The sequence below is a fragment of the Salinivibrio proteolyticus genome (genome assembly GCF_001996165.1).
GTDB classification, from domain to species: Bacteria; Pseudomonadota; Gammaproteobacteria; order Enterobacterales; family Vibrionaceae; genus Salinivibrio; species Salinivibrio proteolyticus.
Genome location: NZ_MUFP01000011.1, coordinates 48,378 through 68,540, shown reverse-complemented (window position 1 = coordinate 68,540; position 20,163 = coordinate 48,378). Strand labels below are relative to the sequence as shown.

At 50.6% G+C, this 20,163-nt stretch carries 13 protein-coding genes; 8 read left to right on the top strand and 5 right to left on the bottom strand.

The window, feature by feature from the left end; translation table 11 throughout:
* Positions 1-263 precede the first annotated feature (263 nt).
* Positions 264-917 carry a LuxR C-terminal-related transcriptional regulator gene (locus tag BZJ19_RS09945; protein ID WP_077675518.1) on the top strand — a complete coding sequence of 218 codons (654 nt, stop codon included), beginning with the start codon at positions 264-266 and terminating at the stop codon, positions 915-917.
* Between the two features lie 320 nt (positions 918-1,237).
* Here the strand turns inward: BZJ19_RS09945 and trhP are convergent, their stop codons facing one another.
* Positions 1,238-2,584: a prephenate-dependent tRNA uridine(34) hydroxylase TrhP gene (trhP, locus tag BZJ19_RS09940; protein WP_077675517.1), complete on the bottom strand. Its 1,347-nt coding sequence runs from the start codon at positions 2,582-2,584 to the stop codon at positions 1,238-1,240.
* 160 nt (positions 2,585-2,744) lie between these two features.
* Positions 2,745-3,653, bottom strand: coding sequence for a recombination-associated protein RdgC (gene rdgC, locus BZJ19_RS09935; protein ID WP_198536719.1), 909 nt, complete (start codon positions 3,651-3,653; stop codon positions 2,745-2,747).
* Between the two features lie 117 nt (positions 3,654-3,770).
* Between rdgC and BZJ19_RS09930 the strand changes: the two genes are divergently transcribed.
* The 5 genes from BZJ19_RS09930 (at position 3,771) to BZJ19_RS09910 (ending at position 11,913) form a co-directional block, all read left to right on the top strand.
* Positions 3,771-5,051, top strand: a complete 1,281-nt coding sequence (locus BZJ19_RS09930) for an exonuclease SbcCD subunit D C-terminal domain-containing protein (RefSeq protein ID WP_077662908.1) — start codon at positions 3,771-3,773, stop codon at positions 5,049-5,051.
* A gap of 3 nt (positions 5,052-5,054) precedes the next feature.
* On the top strand, positions 5,055-8,822 hold the full coding sequence (locus BZJ19_RS09925) for an AAA family ATPase (protein ID WP_077675516.1): 3,768 nt from the start codon (positions 5,055-5,057) through the stop codon (positions 8,820-8,822).
* Positions 8,823-8,929: 107 nt separating this feature from the next.
* Complete coding sequence (phoB, locus tag BZJ19_RS09920; RefSeq protein WP_069590589.1) at positions 8,930-9,619, top strand: phosphate regulon transcriptional regulator PhoB; 690 nt, start codon at positions 8,930-8,932, stop codon at positions 9,617-9,619.
* 45 nt (positions 9,620-9,664) lie between these two features.
* A complete protein-coding gene (gene phoR / locus BZJ19_RS09915; RefSeq protein WP_077481289.1) occupies positions 9,665-10,960 on the top strand; it encodes a phosphate regulon sensor histidine kinase PhoR in 1,296 nt (431 codons plus the stop codon).
* Positions 10,954-11,913 (top strand): PstS family phosphate ABC transporter substrate-binding protein, encoded by a 960-nt coding sequence (locus tag BZJ19_RS09910; RefSeq protein WP_077675515.1) that lies wholly within the window; start codon positions 10,954-10,956, stop codon positions 11,911-11,913. The genes phoR and BZJ19_RS09910 overlap by 7 nt, the downstream gene beginning before the upstream one ends.
* Here the strand turns inward: BZJ19_RS09910 and ppx are convergent.
* Genes ppx through BZJ19_RS09895 form a run of 3 tightly spaced genes read right to left on the bottom strand, consistent with a single transcriptional unit; the run spans position 11,910 to position 16,044 of the window.
* Positions 11,910-13,424 (bottom strand): exopolyphosphatase, encoded by a 1,515-nt coding sequence (ppx, locus tag BZJ19_RS09905; protein WP_077675514.1) that lies wholly within the window; start codon positions 13,422-13,424, stop codon positions 11,910-11,912. The two genes, BZJ19_RS09910 and ppx, sit on opposite strands and share 4 nt — an antisense overlap.
* Positions 13,402-15,513, bottom strand: a complete 2,112-nt coding sequence (gene ppk1 / locus BZJ19_RS09900) for a polyphosphate kinase 1 (protein WP_077675513.1) — start codon at positions 15,511-15,513, stop codon at positions 13,402-13,404. Before ppk1 ends, ppx begins: the two co-directional genes overlap by 23 nt.
* 21 nt (positions 15,514-15,534) lie before the next feature.
* Positions 15,535-16,044: a glycine cleavage system transcriptional repressor gene (locus BZJ19_RS09895; RefSeq protein WP_077675512.1), complete on the bottom strand. Its 510-nt coding sequence runs from the start codon at positions 16,042-16,044 to the stop codon at positions 15,535-15,537.
* Positions 16,045-16,284: 240 nt separating this feature from the next.
* On the opposite strand from BZJ19_RS09895, the gene BZJ19_RS09890 reads away from it, so the two are divergent.
* Positions 16,285-18,486: an ABC transporter permease subunit gene (locus tag BZJ19_RS09890; RefSeq protein ID WP_077675511.1), complete on the top strand. Its 2,202-nt coding sequence runs from the start codon at positions 16,285-16,287 to the stop codon at positions 18,484-18,486.
* A gap of 18 nt (positions 18,487-18,504) precedes the next feature.
* Positions 18,505-20,151, top strand: a complete 1,647-nt coding sequence (pstA, locus tag BZJ19_RS09885; protein WP_077675510.1) for a phosphate ABC transporter permease PstA — start codon at positions 18,505-18,507, stop codon at positions 20,149-20,151.
* The last annotated feature ends 12 nt before the right edge of the window (positions 20,152-20,163 follow it).

Below are 20,163 nucleotides of genomic sequence, written 5' to 3'. Positions count from 1 at the left end.
CTAATGTGCTTAGCTTTGAGATGCGTATAGTCAGCTAGCAACTCAATCGCGTCATATTCGAACGAGTCTGGTTGCAAATGATCTAAAACGAGTAGTAGAGAGTTCGAGATTTTTTCAAGAGCGTCTTTAGCATTTTCCATTGCGATAACACCTATTGCCAACTTTATTAATTATGTAATTGTTTATCGTTGGTATCTTATGGCGTTAAACAGTGAGGATATAGAGGCAAAGTGCCTCGCTCAAATCTTGAACTATGATCGCTGTTGCATAAAACAAACAAAGCCGACCATTACCTCCGACATATCCGGCGGTTCGTGGCTGAATCGGATCGCGCAGCGGTGATTTACAGAGGTACGAGTCTGTACTTTGTGAATCGCGCGGTCACCGGAAAAGTTGGCGATAATGTTCTCGCATTCAAAAGAGAGCATCCACAGCTCGCGAAACACTATGCACACCAAGTCAGACAAATACTGTCTAACCAGTCAATAATAGAAACACTTGATTACATTTCCGAGACTGAGCAAGCGCAGGCTGCAATTTATCGAATGCAAAAGCGTCCGATCTACTTTGAAGGCAAAGTAATCGGTGTTGTGTTCGAAGGTATGCAGCTAAAAAAAGCTGAGCTTGCTCTCTACCAAGCTTTGAATATTGCCACCGCGAAAGAAATCGTTGATGTGCATTTCACGCAAGCGGAAGCAGTTGTTCTAGTCGCACTAAAATCAGGTTATAACGCCCGACAAGCCAGTAATATGCTTAACGTAACGCACAAAGCGGTTCGATCGAGAATAGAGCGAGTGATGGCAAAGCTGAACGTAAAAAATAGAGACGAGCTACTAGAAGCCGCGCGTCATCCAAAAGCGATCACAGCCATTACCACAGCGCTGATCAATGAGAGCTTCTCAATACAAATCGGTTAAAGCGCGTTAAACATCATGTAGCGCAATAAATTTTCTTTAAGTGTTTGTTTATATTAATAATAGAGAAGCGTTAGTAGGTAAGGAGTAACGCAATTCGCTTGAATGTAATTAACGCTAGTAACGCAAAAAATTAGAAGCCAAAGAGCCGATCAAAACATAAAAAAAGTGCGTTACGCTCAAACGAGTAACGCACTTAATGAAGAAATAACGCACAACGCTAACAGTAACGCACTTTTATAAGTTGCTGTTAATTAGTCATAATTATGTCACGTTCACACATATCGCAGTTTATGCATTTATCCGTGATGAGTAATGCCATACTATTTTCCTGATGGATTACGCGTATCTTGGCCTGATTTTAGGTTACGCATCAGTAGTGCGTATTCCAAGTCCATATCTTCTGGCACAGGAATAAACACAAAGTGGCCATTGCCTTTGGCATCGTCGATAGACTCTGATTTGCGGTTTTCCATGACTTCAAGAGTGAAGTGTACGTTACCCTTCGGCGTCATGAGCTCAAGGCTATCACCTAAAACAAACTTGTTCTTCACGGCAACTTCCGCTAAATCGCCACGGCGTTTACCGGTAAATTCACCAACAAATTGCTGTTGGTCAGAGACCGAATAGCCGTAATCATAGTTTTGGTAGCTATCGTGTGTATGGCGACGTAAGAAGCCTTCGGTATAACCGCGGTGCGCGAGGTTTTCCAGTGTGCTCATGAGGCTTTCATCGAAAGGCTTACCGGCAACAGCATCATCAATCGCCTGACGATAAACTTGGGCTGTTCGAGCACAGTAGTAGAAGGACTTCGTTCGACCTTCGATTTTCAGCGAGTGAACACCCATTTGGGTCAAGCGTTCAACGTGCTGAATGGCACGGAGGTCTTTTGAGTTCATAATGTAAGTGCCGTGCTCATCTTCATAGGCGGCCATTAATTCACCGGGGCGACGGCCTTCTTCAAGCAAAACGACATCGTCGACAGGCTGGCCTTCACCCAATGTTGGTGTGACTTCCTGTACTTGTACCACTTGGCCTGCATCGTCTTCTTTGGCTTCGTGAACCTTATAGTCCCAGCGGCACGCATTGGTGCAGGTGCCTTGGTTAGGGTCGCGCTTATTGATGTAGCCGGAGAGCAGACAACGACCCGAGTAAGCCATACACAGTGCGCCGTGCACAAACACTTCAAGCTCCATCTCTGGGCATTGTTTGCGGATCTCTTCGATCTCTTCAAGCGACAGCTCACGTGAAAGGATCACGCGTTCAACGCCTTGTGAATACCAGAACTTCACCGTCGCCCAGTTCACCGCGTTGGCTTGTACCGACAAGTGAATTGCCATATCGGGGAAATGCTCACGCACCATCATGATAAGGCCTGGATCTGACATGATCAGCGCATCAGGACCCATATCGATGATAGGTTGCAAATCGCGGATAAAGGTTTTCAGCTTGGCGTTGTGCGGTTGAATGTTACAGACCACATAGAACTTTTTGCCCTGTGCGTGGGCTTCATCGATCCCGATTTTCAAGTTCTCGTGGTTAAATTCGTTATTGCGCACACGTAAGCTGTAACGCGGTTGTCCGGCGTAAACGGCATCAGCCCCATAGGCGAATGCGTAGCGCATGTTTTTAAGGCTACCGGCGGGTGAGAGTAGTTCTGGAGTAAACATAATTCCTAGCTAAAGTCTGAGTGTAAGTCAGGCACCTTCATCGTGAAGGTGAGTGTGGGCGCTATTTTACTGTGACAGTGCCCACACTACCAGCAGGAATTACCTAGTATTTGTGTGGATTAAGCCTGTTGCATCAGTATGCAAAGGCTCACTCGGGCGACTAGTCGGTTTGTAAACCGCCGAGGGTCGTGAATAATCCATCAAGTAATACATCGAGCTCACCGCACATCAACGACAAGTCAGCATCCAGTCGGGCTGCGATATCTTCGCGGTCGATATCTGCGTTTTGATCGCGTAACTCTTCCGAAAACTTCAGGCGCTTAAGGCTGAGATCATCGCCCAACACAAAATGGATTTGTTCTTGCCAGTCCATGGCGAGTTTGGTGACTTGTTTGTCGGCATCGAGGTGGGCGTGAATCTCTTCACTAGTGAGGTCTTGCTGTTTGCATTTAATCACCCCACCTTCTTCAAGCAGTGCTTTGAGTTCAGCCTCATCACCAAGGTGGAAGCCCTGAGGCGCGCTGCCTTGTTTAACCCATTCTGTCATGGCATGTTCCACCGGTGTTTGGGTTTCGACGGGCACAACCGGTAAGCTACCGATGGATTTACGAAGTAAGGCAAGTAGCTCTTCGGCTTTTTTAATACTGGCCGCATCGACCAGAACCAGCCCTTTTGCCGGCATGAGAAGGGCGCACATCTGGCTTTGGCGGGTAAAAGCGCGCGGGAGCAACTCCATGACAACATCATCTTTTAGGCTGTCTTTTTCACGTTTTTTCAAACGCTGGCCTTGGGCTTGCTCCATAGCATCAACTTTTTCTTCTAGCGCATCTTTGATCACAGAGGCAGGAAGCAGCTTTTCTTCTTTGCGTGCCCGGATCAAAATATTGCCACCGCTGACATGGGTCAGCATGTCGCCGTGCTTACCCAATGCTTTGTCCCAGCCGAACTTCTGCATGTCCTGGCTGCCGCAAGGGGTAAAATCGAACTCTTTGAGTTGGCTTTCGAGCTGTTCGGGATCGAGAGGAATGTCGCGGGTGAGGCGGTAGACGAGTAAGTTCTTAAACCAAATCATGGCGAGGCTTTATCCATCCAGTTGTGAGAAAGCCAACATGGTATTGCATTCATACTCGAATGTCGCTGCAATTAGCGTAGAATTTTACCCGGCTCGCGACATTGGCGAGTGTCTATGACCTCGTCTTTTTTCAACCAACGGATAACCCCAGCAGTGTTAAAAATCATTCATACCTCAGATTGGCACCTTGGCCACCAATTGCATGGCTATGATCGTCAGCAAGAGCACCAAGCGTTTCTTGATTGGCTACAGCAGCAATTGATAGATGAAGAGGCGGATGCCTTGTTGGTTGCCGGAGACATCTTTGATAGTGCTAATCCGCCGGCGAGCGCTTGGCGTATGCTATACCGCTTCTTAGCGGATGTCGCGAAGGCGTTGCCCCAACTGAATGTGATTATTACCGGTGGGAACCATGACTCACCTAGCAAACTCGATGCGCCACACGAGCTACTCAAAGCCTTTGATTTACACTTAATTGGTGCTATCTCACGGCACAGCGATGGCAGTTTAGATACCGAGCGTATGATGGTGCCAGTGACGGACAAAGAGGGGCAAACCGCCGCTTGGGTGATGGCTGTACCTTTTTTACGTAGCAGTGATTTACGCACGGAAGGATTGGGGGAAGACGATGATCGTCTCATCGAAGGGGTGCGACAGATTTATCAGCAAACTGAACAAGCGGCGCGCGCCAAATGCACGGGGAGCCAAGCGCTGATTGCGATGGGGCATGTTTATATGGCGAGTGGGCAGCTATCAGAAATGTCTGAGCGACGCATTCTCGGCGGCAACCAGCATGCGCTGCCAGCTGATATTTTTGCCAAGGATGTTGCCTATGTGGCACTGGGACATTTGCACCTCGCGCAGCGGGTCGCGAAGCAAGACCGAATTCGCTATTGTGGTTCGCCGATCCCGCTGTCTCTGTCAGAGCGACACTATCGTCATCAAGTGCTCGCTGTCACGTTAGAGGGGGAGCAGCTTGCCGATATTCGCTCTCTTGAAGTGCCGCGACGGGTCGACCTATTGCGTGTGCCTGACAAGCCTGCTCCGCTTGATGAAGTGATAGAAGCGCTGCAGGCGATGACCCTTTCCCCACTATCGCTGGATATGCAGCCGTTATTGGAGGTGCCTGTTCTATTAGATGCCCCGCAACCGATGTTGCGTGAGAAGATCCTCGTGGCGCTAGAGGGACAGCCTATCCGTTTGGCGAAAATAACGCCGCACTATCGTGACCGCACCCACGAGCGCCAATTTCGTGAGCAGCGCTTGTCTGATGTTGAGCCGTTTCAAGTTTTCCGACACGGCTGGCAGCAAAAATATCAAGGTGAGCCGGATCCGGCTATCGCAGCGACTTTTTCACATTTGCTTGAACAACTGGAACAGGATGAGGACCAATAAACGATGAAAATTCTGGCATTACGTGGCGAGAACCTGGCCAGTATTCAACACCCGTTTGAGTTGGACTTTTCGAAGGGCCCTTTGGGTGATAGCGGTTTGTTTGCGATCACTGGCAAAACGGGCGCCGGTAAATCCACGTTGTTAGATGCTATCTGTCTTGCGTTATACGACAAAATCCCGCGCTTTCAAGCCAACAAAAAGAACGATGCAGATATTGGTCTCGGCGATCCTGCAACCCGAGTCAAAGCCAACGATGTGCGCAGTATTTTGTCGCGAGGAAAAGGCGAAGGGTACGCAGAAGTCGACTTCTTTGCCCATGACGGCAGTCGCTGGCGTGCCCATTGGTCGGTACGTCGCGCGCGAGGAAAAGCCGACGGTCGGATCCAAGCCAGTGAGCATTGGCTCGAAAACCTCACCACCGGCCAACGTTTTGCAGGAAAGAAACAGGAAGTGCTCAGTGAAATTGAGCGTCTGGTCGGGCTTAGCTATGAACAGTTCCGTCGAGCGGTGATGCTCCCTCAAGGAGATTTCGCGGCTTTTTTGAAAGCGTCAGCAGATGACCGCGCAGCACTGCTGGAGCGGATGACTGGTACCGAAATTTACAGCCGTTTATCCCAAATGGCCCATGAGCGTGCCCGTGATGAAAAACAAGCACTGGATCAGCTCATGCAACAGCTCGGTGACATTCAGCTACTGAGCGAAGATGAAGAGCAGCAATTGGTGGATGAGCAAGCCCAATGCCAACAGACGGTCAAGCATCATCAACACCAGCTCAAAATGCTGAACGACTATCGCCAGCAACACACCCATTTAGCGCAGGCGCAACAAGCGCTTGATGACGCGCAAGTGGCACTGGATGAGGCGGAACAAGAAAAAGCGGGTGTGGAAGCACGTCGAGAGACATTGGCGCAGATTGAACGTGCCCAAGCGGCGCGAGAGGATCTCAATGCGCTGCAGCGTCACCAGTGGCAGTACCTATCTTTGGGAGAGGATCTTGCTGCGTTAGCCCGTGATGAACAGGCTGTTGCAGCCGACTATGAGCGACAAGCGGATCGTTGGCGAGAAGCCAATCGCGCATTGACCGATGCCGAGCAAGGGTGGGCTGATATAGAGCCGAAGGTGCGTGAGGCTCAGCAAATCGAGACCCAACTAGCCAGTCTTGATGAGCAAATGCGTGAGCAAAACATTACCCTCAATGAAGAACAGCAAAAATGGCGTCAAGCGCAACAGACCCTTGAACAAACCCGTGCCCATGCACAGCATTTGGTGCATCGTGAAACGATCATTGCTGAGCAACTGGCAGCGTTTGGCGATTTCGGTCACGTGGCTGAGCACTATCAGCCGGTGTTTGACAACCTCAAGCAATTTTTAGATTGCCAAGATGCGCTAGCCGCACTGAGTGATGAGCACAGACAGCGACAGCAGCAAGCCCAGCAATGGCGTCCTCAGCGCGATAAGCTTGAGCAGGATATTGCGCAAGTGGATGCCAGCAGTGACCAGTTAAAAACAAAACGCGCGGCTGCGGAACCTGAGCGTTTGATTGCGGAGCAAGAGACCGATCAAGCGCGCTACAGCCAATTACAGTCTACCCGCCGTTTACAAGAGGCGGTCTTAAATGAGGCGCATAACTGGCAATACTGGGACGAACGCTGCCGCCATAATCAGACGGAGTTCGAAAAGTTTGATGCCATTTTCCGCGATAGCCAAACCCACCTAGCGCGTTTGAAAGACACGGTAACGCGCCAAAAAGCACAGGTTGACGAAGCACGCCACAGTTTGCAGCAAGCGATGGCCGTGATGGAGTTGGAAGACTTGCGTCAAGCGCTTAACGAGGGAGACCCTTGCCCGCTTTGTGGGGCGACTGAGCATCCTTACTTACACCATGCGCCCGTTGTGGAAAGTTTGATTGATCAGCAGCAAACGCGTCTCGCTGAGCTGCAAGCGACACTCAATCAAAGCCAGGCAGAATACTACTACTGGCAAAAGCAACATCAACAAAGTGAACACGCATGTGCTGAATTGCGTGAGCAAGGGCAAGTGTGGCAAGCGGAGCGTGATCAGTACGAAAAAGGGCTACGTGTCGCTATTGCTGAATTGGATAGTGACATCGACAGTCAGACGCCAATGCGCGATGTACTCATCGATATTGAAGCTCGAGCCCAACAGACGCAAGCGGACTATGTGGCTTGTTATCAAGCCATGACCGAACGTCAGCAACAGCTTGCCCATATTCAGCAGATTGATGCGGCACTCAGTGAGTTACAACAAGCTCGAGAGCAGCTTGTTGCCCGTCGTCATCACTTAGATCAGGCGTTAACCGAATGTGAAACACGCCTTACCGCCATCGACGAACAATGGCACCAGCAACAAGCTCAGCGTGATAGTCGCTGCGAGGCACTCGATAAACAGCTAGGCAAAGGCCAATGGCAGGCCAGCTTACAACAAGTGGGATCCGCGCGTTACATTCGCCAAATGGAGCAAAAAATCCAGCAATACCGCGCTTTGCAAGCGGAACGTGAGGGGATGGCGGCAGAAAAGCAGCGTACCGACACCGAGCTTGCCACGCTCACACAGCAGTGTCAGAGCTTATCGGATGCCATTCAGTCACGTCAGACGCAGTTGGTGAACTTGGCGCAACAACATCAGCAGCGTATGGCGGCGCGACAGGCGCTGGTGGGGGAGCAGGATCTTGCGAGCTTAGAAACTGAGTACAAATCACGCATAGACGCGCAGCGCCAGCGTCGAGCTGAGGCGGAAAAGGCGTATACGCAAGCCAGTGAGCAACGCGCCGGCTTACAAGCCCGCCAGCAAACCTTACAGCAGCAACGGCAAGATGCTAATCAGCACTATCGTACCGCCGTTAGGCGTTGGATCCAGTGGCAACCTGCGCTGGGAATGAGTCAGTATACTTTGATGGCGCATTTATCATTGAGCGAAGCTTGGCGCGCGGATGAACGCCAAGCTTTAAACCAGATTGAGGCGCGCTATCAGGAAGCGAAAACACGCTTTGAAGAACGTGAACAGCAGCTAAATCATTGTTATCAGGCCATTGCGACCGCTAAAGCGTGGTTTGATGAGCAAGCGCTGACAGATGACGAGACAGTCTTGGAGACGCAGCAAGCCGAGTGGCAACACGTGCAAGAGCAGGCTGAACAGCGTGTGTTCGATATTCGTCATCGGCTGACGCAAGCCGACCAGGCACGTCAGCAAGCGGGGAGTTTAACCGACAAAATCGATACCCAACGTAGTAAAACGGAACAATGGCTAAAACTGGCCGATTTAATTGGCTCGGCCAGCGGTGCCAAATTTCGTAACCTTGCCCAATCACTCACACTCGCCCAGCTGGTGGAGATTGCCAACGAGCACCTTGCTTCGCTTTCCCCTCGCTACGCGCTGCAAACCGTACCCGACAGTTTGTTAGCATTGCAGGTGGTGGATCATGATATGGGAGATGAAGTGCGCAGTGTGGAATCGCTCTCTGGGGGAGAGAGTTTCTTGGTTTCTTTGTCGCTGGCACTGGCGCTCGCCTCATTAGCGGCAGATACCCGTCAGTTGGGATCGCTGTTTATCGATGAAGGCTTTGGCACCTTGGACCCCGACAGCCTTGAGATGGCGCTGTCGTGTCTCGATACCCTGCAAGCGGATGGACGCCAAATTGGTGTGATCTCTCATGTGAGTACTTTAGTCGAGCGGATTGGCGCCCAAGTTCGCGTAGACAGTCAGGGCGGAGGTGCAAGTCGCGTGTTGGTCACACAGCAAGGTGTTGGCTAGGTCACAGCATGCACAAAGGGCGGGAAATTTGCTCGCGGTGGGTCACAAAAATGTCATAATAAATCCACATAATGGCGCCAGTTAAATGATAACACTAGGTAATTATCATGGTTAGAAGGATTCTAGTTGTTGAGGACGAAGCGCCGATCCGAGAGATGCTGTGCTTTGTGCTGGAGCAAAAAGGCTACCAAACGGTAGAGGCCGAAGACTACGACTCAGCGCTGGCGCAAATTTGCGAGCCTTATCCGGAAATGATCCTCATGGATTGGATGCTACCGGGCGGATCAGGAATTAACTTGATCAAGCACCTCAAGCGCGACGAACTGACCCGACAAATTCCTGTAGTGATGCTGACCGCGCGTGGGGAAGAGGAAGATAAAGTCCGAGGCCTAGAAGTTGGCGCGGATGATTACATTACCAAACCTTTCTCACCGAAAGAGCTCATGGCACGCTTAAAAGCGGTGATGCGTCGCGTATCACCGACCACACTGGACGATGTGATTGATGTACAAGGCCTCAAGTTAGACCCTGTCTCGCACCGTGTGACGGCCAATGATGAACCGCTCGATATGGGGCCAACCGAATTTAAGATGTTACACTTTTTTATGACGCATCAAGAGCGTGTCTACAGCCGTGAGCAGCTGTTGAATAACGTTTGGGGTACCAATGTGTATGTTGAAGATCGTACCGTTGATGTACATATCCGGCGTTTGCGCAAAGCGCTTGAAGCGGGCGGTCATGATAAGTTAGTGCAAACCGTACGTGGCGCAGGATATCGTTTCTCGACACGCAACTAAAAAGATAGAAAGCGCTCCACATACGTTGGGGTGGATGGAGAGTAAATGGTCGAACGACTGTCTTGGAAGAAGCTAGCTTGGGAGCTGGCTTTTTTTTATTTGCCTTGGTTTATTATTGGCTGGCTGTTCGGTGGCCTGCCTTGGTTACTATTGGGTGCAACGGTTGCCATGTTGCTTTGGCATCTGCATCAACAAATCAAACTGTCCGACTGGCTATGGAAAGATAAAAGCCTGACCCCGCCTTCAGGCACAGGCTCCTGGGAGCCATTGTTTAATGGCATTTATCGGCTTCAAAAACGTAATCGTCGCCGTCGCAAAGAGTTAGCAAACCTGATCCGTCGTTTCCGCAACGGGGCCGAATCCTTGCCCGATGCGGTGGTAGTCTTTGAAAGTGATGGCTCGATTGTGTGGTGTAACAAGCTGGCACAAGAACTCCTTGGCTTGCGAATGCCAGATGATAATGGCCAACATATTAGCAATCTTATTCGAGCGCCCGAGTTTGTCAGCTACATCGCCGAGGCAAATTACGATATACCGTTAGAAATGCGCTCCCACATCAACAGTGCGCGCACCTTAGAATTTCGTACCATGCCCTATGCCGAGGGAGAGTTCTTGATGGTGGTGCGTGATATCACCCAACTCAAACAGCTAGAAGGAATGCGACGCAACTTCTTCGCCAATGTCTCACATGAACTGCGTACGCCAATGACGGTATTGCGCGGTTATCTCGAGATGACAGAAGATCCTGACATGGTGATAGGGCCGATGTGGCCGAAAGCGCATGGTGTTATGACTGAACAGCTATCGCGCATGGAATCACTGGTTGAGCAGCTCCTGACGTTATCCAAAATTGAGGCGGCCGCAAAACCAGAATTAGATCACGATGTTGATGTGCCAGCCATGCTGGATGTGTTGCAAAAAGAGGCGCAAACCTTGAGTGGTGATCGTGAGCATGTGCTGACGTTTGATGTTGATAAGAGCCTAAAAGTAAAAGGCAATGACGACCAACTCCGCAGCGCGATTTCCAATTTAGTCTATAACGCGGTGAAGCATACCCCAGCTCAGGCGGCGATTTCCGTCAAATGGTATCGCACCGACAAAGGACCGCGTTTAGAAGTCACTGACAGCGGCGAAGGCATTCCTCCGCAACACCTCGATCGCTTGACTGAACGCTTTTATCGTGTCGATAAGGCGCGCTCTCGTGAAACCGGTGGCAGCGGTCTGGGTTTGGCAATCGTCAAACACGCCCTTAGCCATCATGATGCGGAACTCGAGATCCAAAGTGAGGTAGGGATGGGTAGTACCTTTGCATTTACGCTACCGGAGCGATTGGCATGTTAAGGTGGGGAATACTCTGTGTCAGCCTTCTTTGGACCGCACTGGCCCAGAGCCATACGACTCAGTCAATGCTGCCGGAATATCAGCGTATTAGCGGGGTTTCGGGGAACTTAAATTCCGTAGGTTCCGATACCTTAGGCAACATGATGGCGGCGTGGTCCGACGGGTTTAAGCGTTTGTACCCGGGGGTAAATGTTCAGCTGCAAACCCCCGGCTCTGCCTCGGCGGCACCCGCGCTGGTGGAAGGTACAGCACAACTTGGCCCAATGAGCCGTCCGATGCGGGTCAGTGAAGAAAATGCGTTCCAAGCGCGATTCGGTTATCCACCGACCGCTGTGCCGGTGGCGATTGATGCCATGGCGGTTTATGTCCACCAAGATAACCCACTACAGAGAATTAGCTTCAATCAGCTGGATGCTATCTTTTCGCGAACGCTCTGGTGTGGGGCGAGTGAGTCTATTACTCGCYGGGGACAGTTAGGACTTACCGGACGTTGGCAACATCGCGATCTACAATTGTTTGGGCGTAATTCGGTATCCGGCACCTATGGCTACTTTAAACAAGCGGCATTGTGTCGAGGTGACTTTCGCGCCAACGTCAACGAGCAACCGGGATCGGCATCTGTGGTGCAATCTGTGGCCTCCTCATTAAATGCGATTGGATACGCTGGGATGGGTCACCAAGCGTCGGGGGCGAAAATGCTCGCCGTCGGTCATCCCGGTAAGCCTGCTGTTTTGCCGACTCAGCAGTCAATTCGCGACGGTGATTACCCACTTACACGGTATTTATATCTCTATATCAATAAAGCACCCAACGCGCCGCTGGCTCCTCTTGAGGCGGCGTTTATGGGATATATCCTCTCTGCTCAAGGGCAAAAGGAAGTGAGCCGAGAAGGGTATATTCCCCTCCCGGCGCAAGTGGTGCATGCGCAGCGCCACGCACTTGGATTGGATTAGTCGCTAAAACAAAGCGACCAACCCGCCGCTTGCCAGTAGTCTTGCTCTGCGGTCAGGTCGGCCGCAAGTAAGCGATTATCATCCAGCCAGCCTTTGGGAAACTGCAGCTGCCAACCGCCGTTTTTATCGATAGTCACCGTAATCTCGGGGAGAGCTTCGTCATTGCGCTGTGAGTGCAACACACAGGCGAGCCGCAGTGCGCAGATAAGCGTTTCGATCAGTTTGGGTTTAAACAAGGTGAATTTTGGCATTTCTCCCAGCTTTAACGCTTTACGATGAAAGCGCGCAAGGGTTGCTAAGACGGTTTGTTGCTCTTGGTTAAAACCGGGCAGGTTGGTATTGCTGAGAATATATGCTGAATGTTTGTGATAGCCCGGATAACCAATGCTTAACCCCACTTCGTGTAATAAAGCGGCCCAATTGAGTAATCCAGCCAATTCCGCTTTTTTACTGCCTTGTTCGGGCTCCGCTTGTGCGTAGAAGTGGGCGGCTGTCTGTTGCACCCGCCGTGCATGGGCAAGGTCGACATTGTAGCGTGCGGCCATATCATCTGTAGTTCGGCCACGGATGTCGGTGCGTTGGAAGCGCTCTTCCATCTCATACAGTAAGCCCTCACGCAGGGCACCATCTGAGAAGCGCAATTCATCAATTTTGAGCGCGTCGAGAACACCGGATAAAATCGCCACCCCAGCGGCAAAGACCGGCTGCCTGTCTTCGGTCAATCCCGGTAAATCGATGCTGTCACTGTGTTTGAACTTTAATAGCTTTTCAATCACATTATCCAAGCGCTTGCGCGTGATAATGCCATCCTCATCGCCCAACCCAATCACCACCTCGCGAATGGCTTTAATGGTGCCCGATGCGCCTAACGCGACTTGCCATCCTGCTTTGCGATATTGACTCGCCAGACTTTCCAGTTTTTGTTGGGTGGCCGTTTGGGCCGCAAGAAACTGCTTTTCACTCAGCGCGCCTTGTGGGAAAAAGCGTTCGTTATAGCTGACACATCCCATACGTTTACTATTGACGAGCAGGGGCTGAAAGTCTTCACCAATCACCAGCTCGGTTGAGCCCCCACCGATATCAATGACTAAACGGCGACCCAGATTTTGCTGGGTGTGAGAGACCCCCAGATAAATCAGGCGTGCTTCTTCTTCACCCGCAATAATTTCAATCGGATAAGGGAAGACTTGATTCGCCCGTTCAATAAATTCATGTGCATTTTTGGCTTGGCGTAATGTATGCGTTCCAGCTATTCGTACGTTATCTATCTCAATGCCATTGAGGCGTTCGGCAAACATGGCTAAACAGTCGATACCACGTTGAATGGCTTCGTCGCTTAGGCGCTGTTTTTTATCCAGTCCTGAGGCTAATCGTACCCGCTGCTTGTGACGACTGATAATTTGTAGGCCTTGCCCAACCACGCGGGCAACCACCATATGAAAGCTATTAGAGCCAAGATCGACGGCCGCGATCTCTCGCGGCTTATCATTACTTGCTTTGGGGTGTGTCATGCTGCAACTTTTCCGCGTGTTTGAGTTCCTGTCTCTCTAACTGCTTGAGAAAATCGTAAGTTTCGATTTGCGAGCGAATTTTTTTCTTGTTCCCTCGTTTAACATAGGTATTCGACATCTCCTTGTCGATGATACGCGCCTTGGTCCGATCGGAAAATTGGATCTCAAGGATGTCCATGATACGTTCTTTTAAACGCGGATCGCGGATGGGCGCACCGACTTCGATACGGTTATCGATATTGCGGGTCATCCAGTCGGCGGAAGAGATATAGACATCACGCTCACCACCATTTTCAAACGCAAATACACGCGGGTGTTCTAAAAACCGATCGACGATACTGATCGCCTTGATATTTTGACTCACGCCTTTCACGCCCGGCACTAAAGAGCACATGCCGCGTACAATCATGCGAATTTTCACCCCTTCGCTGCTGGCTCGATAAAGCAGATTGACCAGGCTTTTATCGACAAGATTGTTCACTTTTAAGGTGATCCCGGCCTTACGTTTGGCTTTCGCGTGTTCGATTTCGCGCTCAATTAGCTTTTGAATTCGACGTCGAGAGTTACGTGGTGACACGATCAAATGATTGAACTTGACCGGACGATAAGGGTTTTCGATAAATTCGAAGACCTTGCGTATTTCAGATGTGATCTGCTGATCGGCGGTAAAGAGTGCAAAGTCGGTATATATACGGGCCGTTTTTTCGTGGAAGTTACCGGTGCCAATGTGGCCATAATCACGTAATTCGCCATTTTCTCGCCGTGAGATCAGGCAAAGCTTGGAGTGAATTTTAAGCCCTGGAGTACCAAACACGACTTTGACGCCCGCATCGGTGAGTACGCGCGACCATTCGATATTGGCTTCTTCATCAAAACGGGCTTGTAGCTCGACCACCACGGTCACGCGCTTGCCGTTATTGGCCGCATCAATCATGGAGTTAATGATCCGCGAGTTCTTTGCCACTCGGTACACGTTAATGCGAATGCTGCGCACGGACGGATCAAAAGAAGCCTGACGGACCAGCTCCGTCATATGGCGGAAGGTGTGATACGGATAGTAAAGCAGGATGTCGCGCTCACGAATCGCGTCAAAAGCATTATTATGTAATTGAAAATCTGCCGATTCGAATGGCGGCAGTGGCGAGTTTTCCAGATATTTTCGCCCGACGTTAGGAAAGCCGATGAAGTCACGAAAGTTATGATAACGCGCACCGGGTAGGACGCTGTCATAATCAGAAATTTTCAGCACTTGGATGAGTTTACTCACCATTTCCGGCGGCATATCGCGTTGGTAGACAAAACGCACTGGGAGGGCGGTAAGGCGTTGGTCCAAGCTTTCCGACATGTTCTCGAGCAGGCTGTGCTCTACCTCATTAGTAAGATCGTACTCTGCATCTCGGGTCATTTTCATGGCATAGGCATCGACCGTGTCGTAGTCGAAGAAGCCGCTGAAAATTTGGTCAAGACATAGTCGAATGATGTTGTCGAGCAAGATGATGGTTTTGCGCTGTCGTTTACCCTTGGGCTCAGGCACCTTAATAAAACGGTCAAGATCATCTGTTGGGATCTCAATCAGCGCATACTTGGGCTCTTCCCCTTCTTTTTTAAGCTGCACGGCGAGGTAAGAGTAGGCATCTTTCAGAAAGCTCAATACATCGACGTCTTTGGTCAGCATAATAGGCGTAATGTAGGGCAGAATATTGCTACGAAAATAGCGCTTTAGCCATTGGGATTGGTTATCGGTGAGCTGTCGTTCGTTAACGAGAAAGATATTGCGGCGCGCCATCTCTAGCAAGATATCGTTGTAGAGGTGGTCGAAATCTTGGTTTAGCTTGACGACTTTCGCTTGAATTTTACTTAAAAGCTCTTTGGCATGACTGTCGACCCCACGCTCTTCGTCAATGATGATACGGCGTTTAACATCCGCGAAACGCACTTGATAAAACTCATCAAGGTTGGAGGAGAAAATCCCCAAAAAACGAACACGTTCGATAATGGGTACGCTCTTATCGGCGGCTTCTTGGAGGACGCGTTCGTTAAAAGATAGCCAACTTAATTCTTTGTCGACGTGGTAAGTATCTAATGTCATAAAGCGTGAGAAAATCCTGTTCTACTGGGTGAAATTACTGTCAAATTCGACGATTAAGTCGTCGGACAGCGCTTCAAGGGCTTCGTGTAACATGGAGACATCCGCATCCGGCGGAATATCCAGATAAAAATCAGCAGTAAAAATTTGCCCACCGGTATTGGCTGCGCTTTGTGTTTGCGCATTGAGTTTATTGATAGTGATACCGTGAGCCGCCAGTAATTGGCTAAGTGTTTGAACAATGCCGCGACGATCGTTACCCGTGACCGATAAGGTATGCGTAGTTGGGCTAGGCGTGACCGGCTTAGCGTCGGTGATTAGCAGTTGTATACCATCTAATTCACGGAGCGCATGGATCAGCGAGTCGGCATGAGTATCAGACACATCAATATGGATAATCCCAGCGAACTGTCCGGCGAGTTGACTGAGACGGCTGGCTTGCCAGCTTCCGTGATACGTAAAAATGGTCTGTGAGATTTGATCAACCAGTCCGGCGCGATCGGGACCAATTAATGTGATAACGAAATGTTTCATGCGTGATCCTTACGGCGATTGTCGAGTCAATTATTGAGGCCGGTCAAGGTGTTGTCTATGCTGCTGTGCAGTAAAGTGACTAAACTGTGCCCAATATCAACCTGCGCCAGCCTAAAGCCCGTTTGTTTCATTTTTATTGCGTACAGCCCTCGGTGGTATCCCCGTTAAGAGTAGGGATGTCATAAAAATGTCATTGTAATGACATACAATTAAGGGCTTGATCTAAAACAAGAGGCACGAATGACCCACACATCCCCATCACTAAAAGATGCCAATCGAGTAAGACGTTTAAAAGACACGTTTGCTCGGCATACGGTGCGTCTTGGTGGCGTGATGGTATTGGTCACTTTATTGCTCTTATTCTTTTATTTGCTGACCGTCGTGTTACCGCTTTTCCATCAAGCGACTATGACGCCCACGGGTCGTTTTAGTGTGCCAACGCCAGCGACGCCGCACTTTATTGGTGCTGACAATCGTGAGCAGCTGGTTTATGCGCTTGATGATAGTGGCACCTTAACCGTAGCCCGTCGTCCTTTACAGGTCGACCAAGTTGCAACCGTGATGTTGGCGCGCAACTTATCAGATATTCCTCGTCCTGCGATGGCGACAGTTCCTGCCACCGCGCCCTTTATGGCTGTAGAAATCAAACCGGGACAAGTAGGCGTTTGGCAGCTACGTTTTCGCGCTGAATATGGCAACAATACCTCGGTATTGCCCAAGCTGCGCCGTATGACCGCATTTCCTTTACCTGTGATACTGGACTCGTCGGCGCTGCGCCAATTAGCGCTCGCTGTCCCAGATAGTTTACATGGGGAAAATATAGCCCCTGTTTTGGTGGCGGTGACACACACACAGGAGCTGGTGCTTTATCGCAGTGGACGGATTGAACGGCACCTGCTGAGTGAGCCAGTTGACAATATGGCGCTCTCACCTGACGGACAACGCCTCTTTGTGCGTCAAGACAGCACACTGACGGTGTGGCGAATTCACGGGCAACAGATGACCGTGCGTGAAACCATTAATCTTGCCAATGTGGTTGAGAGTCCGGTTCAGGCGATGACCTTGCTCGCAGGTGGGCGTTCGTTAATGCTACATCATCAAGATGGTGGCTTGAGTCAGTGGTTTGATGTGGTGAAAAGTGGCCAGCCATCGCTGACCGAAGTGCGGTTATTTCAGCCAGCTAAAGGAAAGTTTGTGGCCTCACCGGAGCTGCATCGTAAAAGTATTGCGGTTGCGGATGAGCAAGGGGGGCTGAGCTTGCTGCATGCGACCAGCGAAAAGCAACGTTACTTTGCGGCCATGCTCGATACCTTGCCGCAAGCAATGGCATTTTCTCCTCGTGCACAGGCATTGATTACCGCCACCGATGGTGTATGGCAATGGTTTGCTGTCGATAACCCACACCCAGAAGTTAGTGTTCACTCACTTTGGGAGAAGGTCTGGTACGAAGGGTACGCAGAGCCCCAGTATGTGTGGCAATCCACTTCAGCAGATGACACGTTTGAAGCCAAATTAAGTGTGGTTCCGGTGATTTTTGGCACCCTAAAAGTGGCGCTCTTTGCGCTTGTATTTGCCGTCCCGATGGCGATTGGTGCAGCGATTTATACTGCCTATTTTATGTCTTCTGGGTTACGTAAAGTCGTGAAACCGACGGTTGAAACCATTGAGGCGCTGCCAACCGTGATCATCGGCTTTTTAGCGGGGCTCTGGCTTGCTCCTTGGGTTGAGCAACACCTTCCCACGGTATTTTTACTGTTACTGATGGTGCCACTTTGTTTGCTGGGTCTTAGCATGATTTGGCGAATGATCCCGCGCTATGTGCGACGTCGCTTACCGGAAAACGCACAAATCTTGGTGATTATTCCTGCCCTGTTACTGATTGCCTTGTTGGCTTGGCAATTAGGCCCTTGGTTAGAACACCTATGGTTTGGCGGCGATGCGCGTCGCTTTATCACCCATGAATTAGGGATAGGCTATGACCAGCGTAACGCGCTAGTAGTCGGTATTGCGATGGGCTTTGCGGTGGTGCCAACCATTTTCTCGATTGCGGAAGATGCCATTTTCTCTGTACCGCCGCATTTAAAAAGCGGTGCGTTGGCCTTGGGGGCCACTCACTGGCAGACATTGACACGTGTGGTATTACTCACCGCAAGCCCTGGTATTTTTTCGGCGGTGATGATGGGACTCGGACGTGCGGTGGGCGAAACCATGATTGTGCTGATGGCGACCGGGAATACGCCCATCATGGATTGGAATCTGTTAGAGGGGTTGCGCACCTTGTCCGCAAACATCGCGGTTGAAATGCCTGAGTCTGAGGTGGGGAGCTCCCATTATCGCGTGTTATTTTTAACTGCATTTATTCTGTTTGTATTTACCTTTGTGTTTAACACCTTAGCTGAACTCGTACGCCAACGCTTGCGCGACAAGTACAGTAACTTATAGGCGGGGATGAGAGCTCTTATGCGCGCATGGATGAAATCAGGAACCCCTTGGGTGTGGATAACCGCAGGCATGGTCAGTGTCAGCTTGATTGCGATCCTCGGTGTGTTGCTTCTTATTGGTGCGCGCGGGTTGGGCTATTTTTGGCCTACGCCCATCACCCAGTTCACGCTCAATACACCCGAAGGCCAAGAAACGGTGATTGGGCAGATTTACCAAACGGACCGTGTCGACGCGACGCAACTGCAAGATGCAGGTATCACATTGCCGCAAGACGCTAACCAAGATTATGCCCGTTTAGTGGTCAAAATCGGTAATCGCGAGCGTGAGGGGGTGGACTTCCGGCAGTTGTTGGCGTTTAACATTCGCAGCCAATTTACTCCGGCATCGTTAGCCATGATAGAGCGGGTCGAGAATGGGATGTTCTATGGATGGCCTGTTGCGCTGGTAGATGAACAAGGTACGCGCCATCGCCTAGATGAGGCAGATCTTGAAGCGCGCCTTGACGACTTGTCCGCGCGACGTGATGTGATTGATGACATTGAACGTGTCCACCTCGCCAGTGTCAATTATCAACTGGAACAGCTGCGTTTAGAGGAAAAACGCTGGGCCTTGGCCCATGCCGCAAATCGTGAGCCCCCGGCCCATATTTCAGAGCAGCGCGCGCAGCTATTGGACCAATATTCCCAGCTCGAGAAGAAGCTGGAAAGTTTACGCCATCACCAAGATGATGCCATGTTGGTGGTCAAAGACAGCCATCATGAAGAAGTGCTACTGCCACTTCGTAACGTCTTGGCGGTATGGTACCCCAACGCAATGAGTGGGGTTGAGAAGCTGCTCTTTTGGGGGCATCAAATTGGCGCGTTTGTCTCAGAGCCACCACGGGATGGTAATGCTTCTGGCGGCGTGTTCCCGGCCATTTTTGGCACCGTATTTTTGGTGCTGTTGATGGCTGTGATTGTGACACCGCTTGGGGTTATTGCCGCGGTGTACCTTCATGAATATGCGCCGAAAACCGCGTTTACACGGATGATCCGGATTGCGGTCGTCAATTTGGCCGGGGTACCGTCGATCGTCTATGGCGTGTTTGGTTTGGGCTTTTTTGTCTATTTCATTGGTGGTTCGATTGATGAGCTCTTTTATCAAGCCGCTCAACCGGCCCCTGTCTTTGGAACGCCAGGCGTACTGTGGTCAGCGTTAACATTGGCGATTTTGACACTACCCGTGGTCATTGTGTCGACGGAGGAAGGATTGGCGCGTATCCCAACCAGTGTTCGTCATGGTGCGTTTGCATTAGGTGCCACCCAAGCCGAGACACTGTGGAGAGTTGTGCTGCCGATGGCAAGTCCGGCGATGATGACTGGGCTGATCCTCGCCGTTGCGCGCGCAGCCGGTGAGGTCGCGCCTTTGATGCTGGTGGGAGTAGTGAAAGTGGCACCTGCTTTGCCGGTGGATGGTAACTTTCCCTTTTTGCATCTCGAACGTAAGTTCATGCATCTGGGGTATCATATTTATGATCTTGGCTTTCAGAGTACCCATATTGAATCGGCCCGCCCTCTGGTGTACGCCACCTCGTTTTTACTGGTGTCTGTGATTGTGGCGTTAAACCTTGCCGCTATCGGGATCCGCCATTATTTGCGAGAAAAGTATCGCGATTTGGAACAATAATGATGAGGCTCG

Excerpts from the sequence above, each read along its gene's own strand:
- trhP (WP_077675517.1), bottom strand. The coding sequence starts at position 2,584 with ATGTTTACTCCAGAACTACTCTCACCCGCCGGTAGCCTTAAAAACATG.
- BZJ19_RS09930 (WP_077662908.1), top strand. The coding sequence starts at position 3,771 with ATGACCTCGTCTTTTTTCAACCAACGGATAACCCCAGCAGTGTTAAAA.
- BZJ19_RS09925 (WP_077675516.1), top strand. The coding sequence starts at position 5,055 with ATGAAAATTCTGGCATTACGTGGCGAGAACCTGGCCAGTATTCAACAC.
- phoB (WP_069590589.1), top strand. The coding sequence starts at position 8,930 with ATGGTTAGAAGGATTCTAGTTGTTGAGGACGAAGCGCCGATCCGAGAG.
- phoR (WP_077481289.1), top strand. The coding sequence starts at position 9,665 with ATGGTCGAACGACTGTCTTGGAAGAAGCTAGCTTGGGAGCTGGCTTTT.
- ppx (WP_077675514.1), bottom strand. The coding sequence starts at position 13,424 with ATGACACACCCCAAAGCAAGTAATGATAAGCCGCGAGAGATCGCGGCC.
- ppk1 (WP_077675513.1), bottom strand. The coding sequence starts at position 15,513 with ATGACATTAGATACTTACCACGTCGACAAAGAATTAAGTTGGCTATCT.
- BZJ19_RS09895 (WP_077675512.1), bottom strand. The coding sequence starts at position 16,044 with ATGAAACATTTCGTTATCACATTAATTGGTCCCGATCGCGCCGGACTG.
- BZJ19_RS09890 (WP_077675511.1), top strand. The coding sequence starts at position 16,285 with ATGACCCACACATCCCCATCACTAAAAGATGCCAATCGAGTAAGACGT.
- pstA (WP_077675510.1), top strand. The coding sequence starts at position 18,505 with ATGCGCGCATGGATGAAATCAGGAACCCCTTGGGTGTGGATAACCGCA.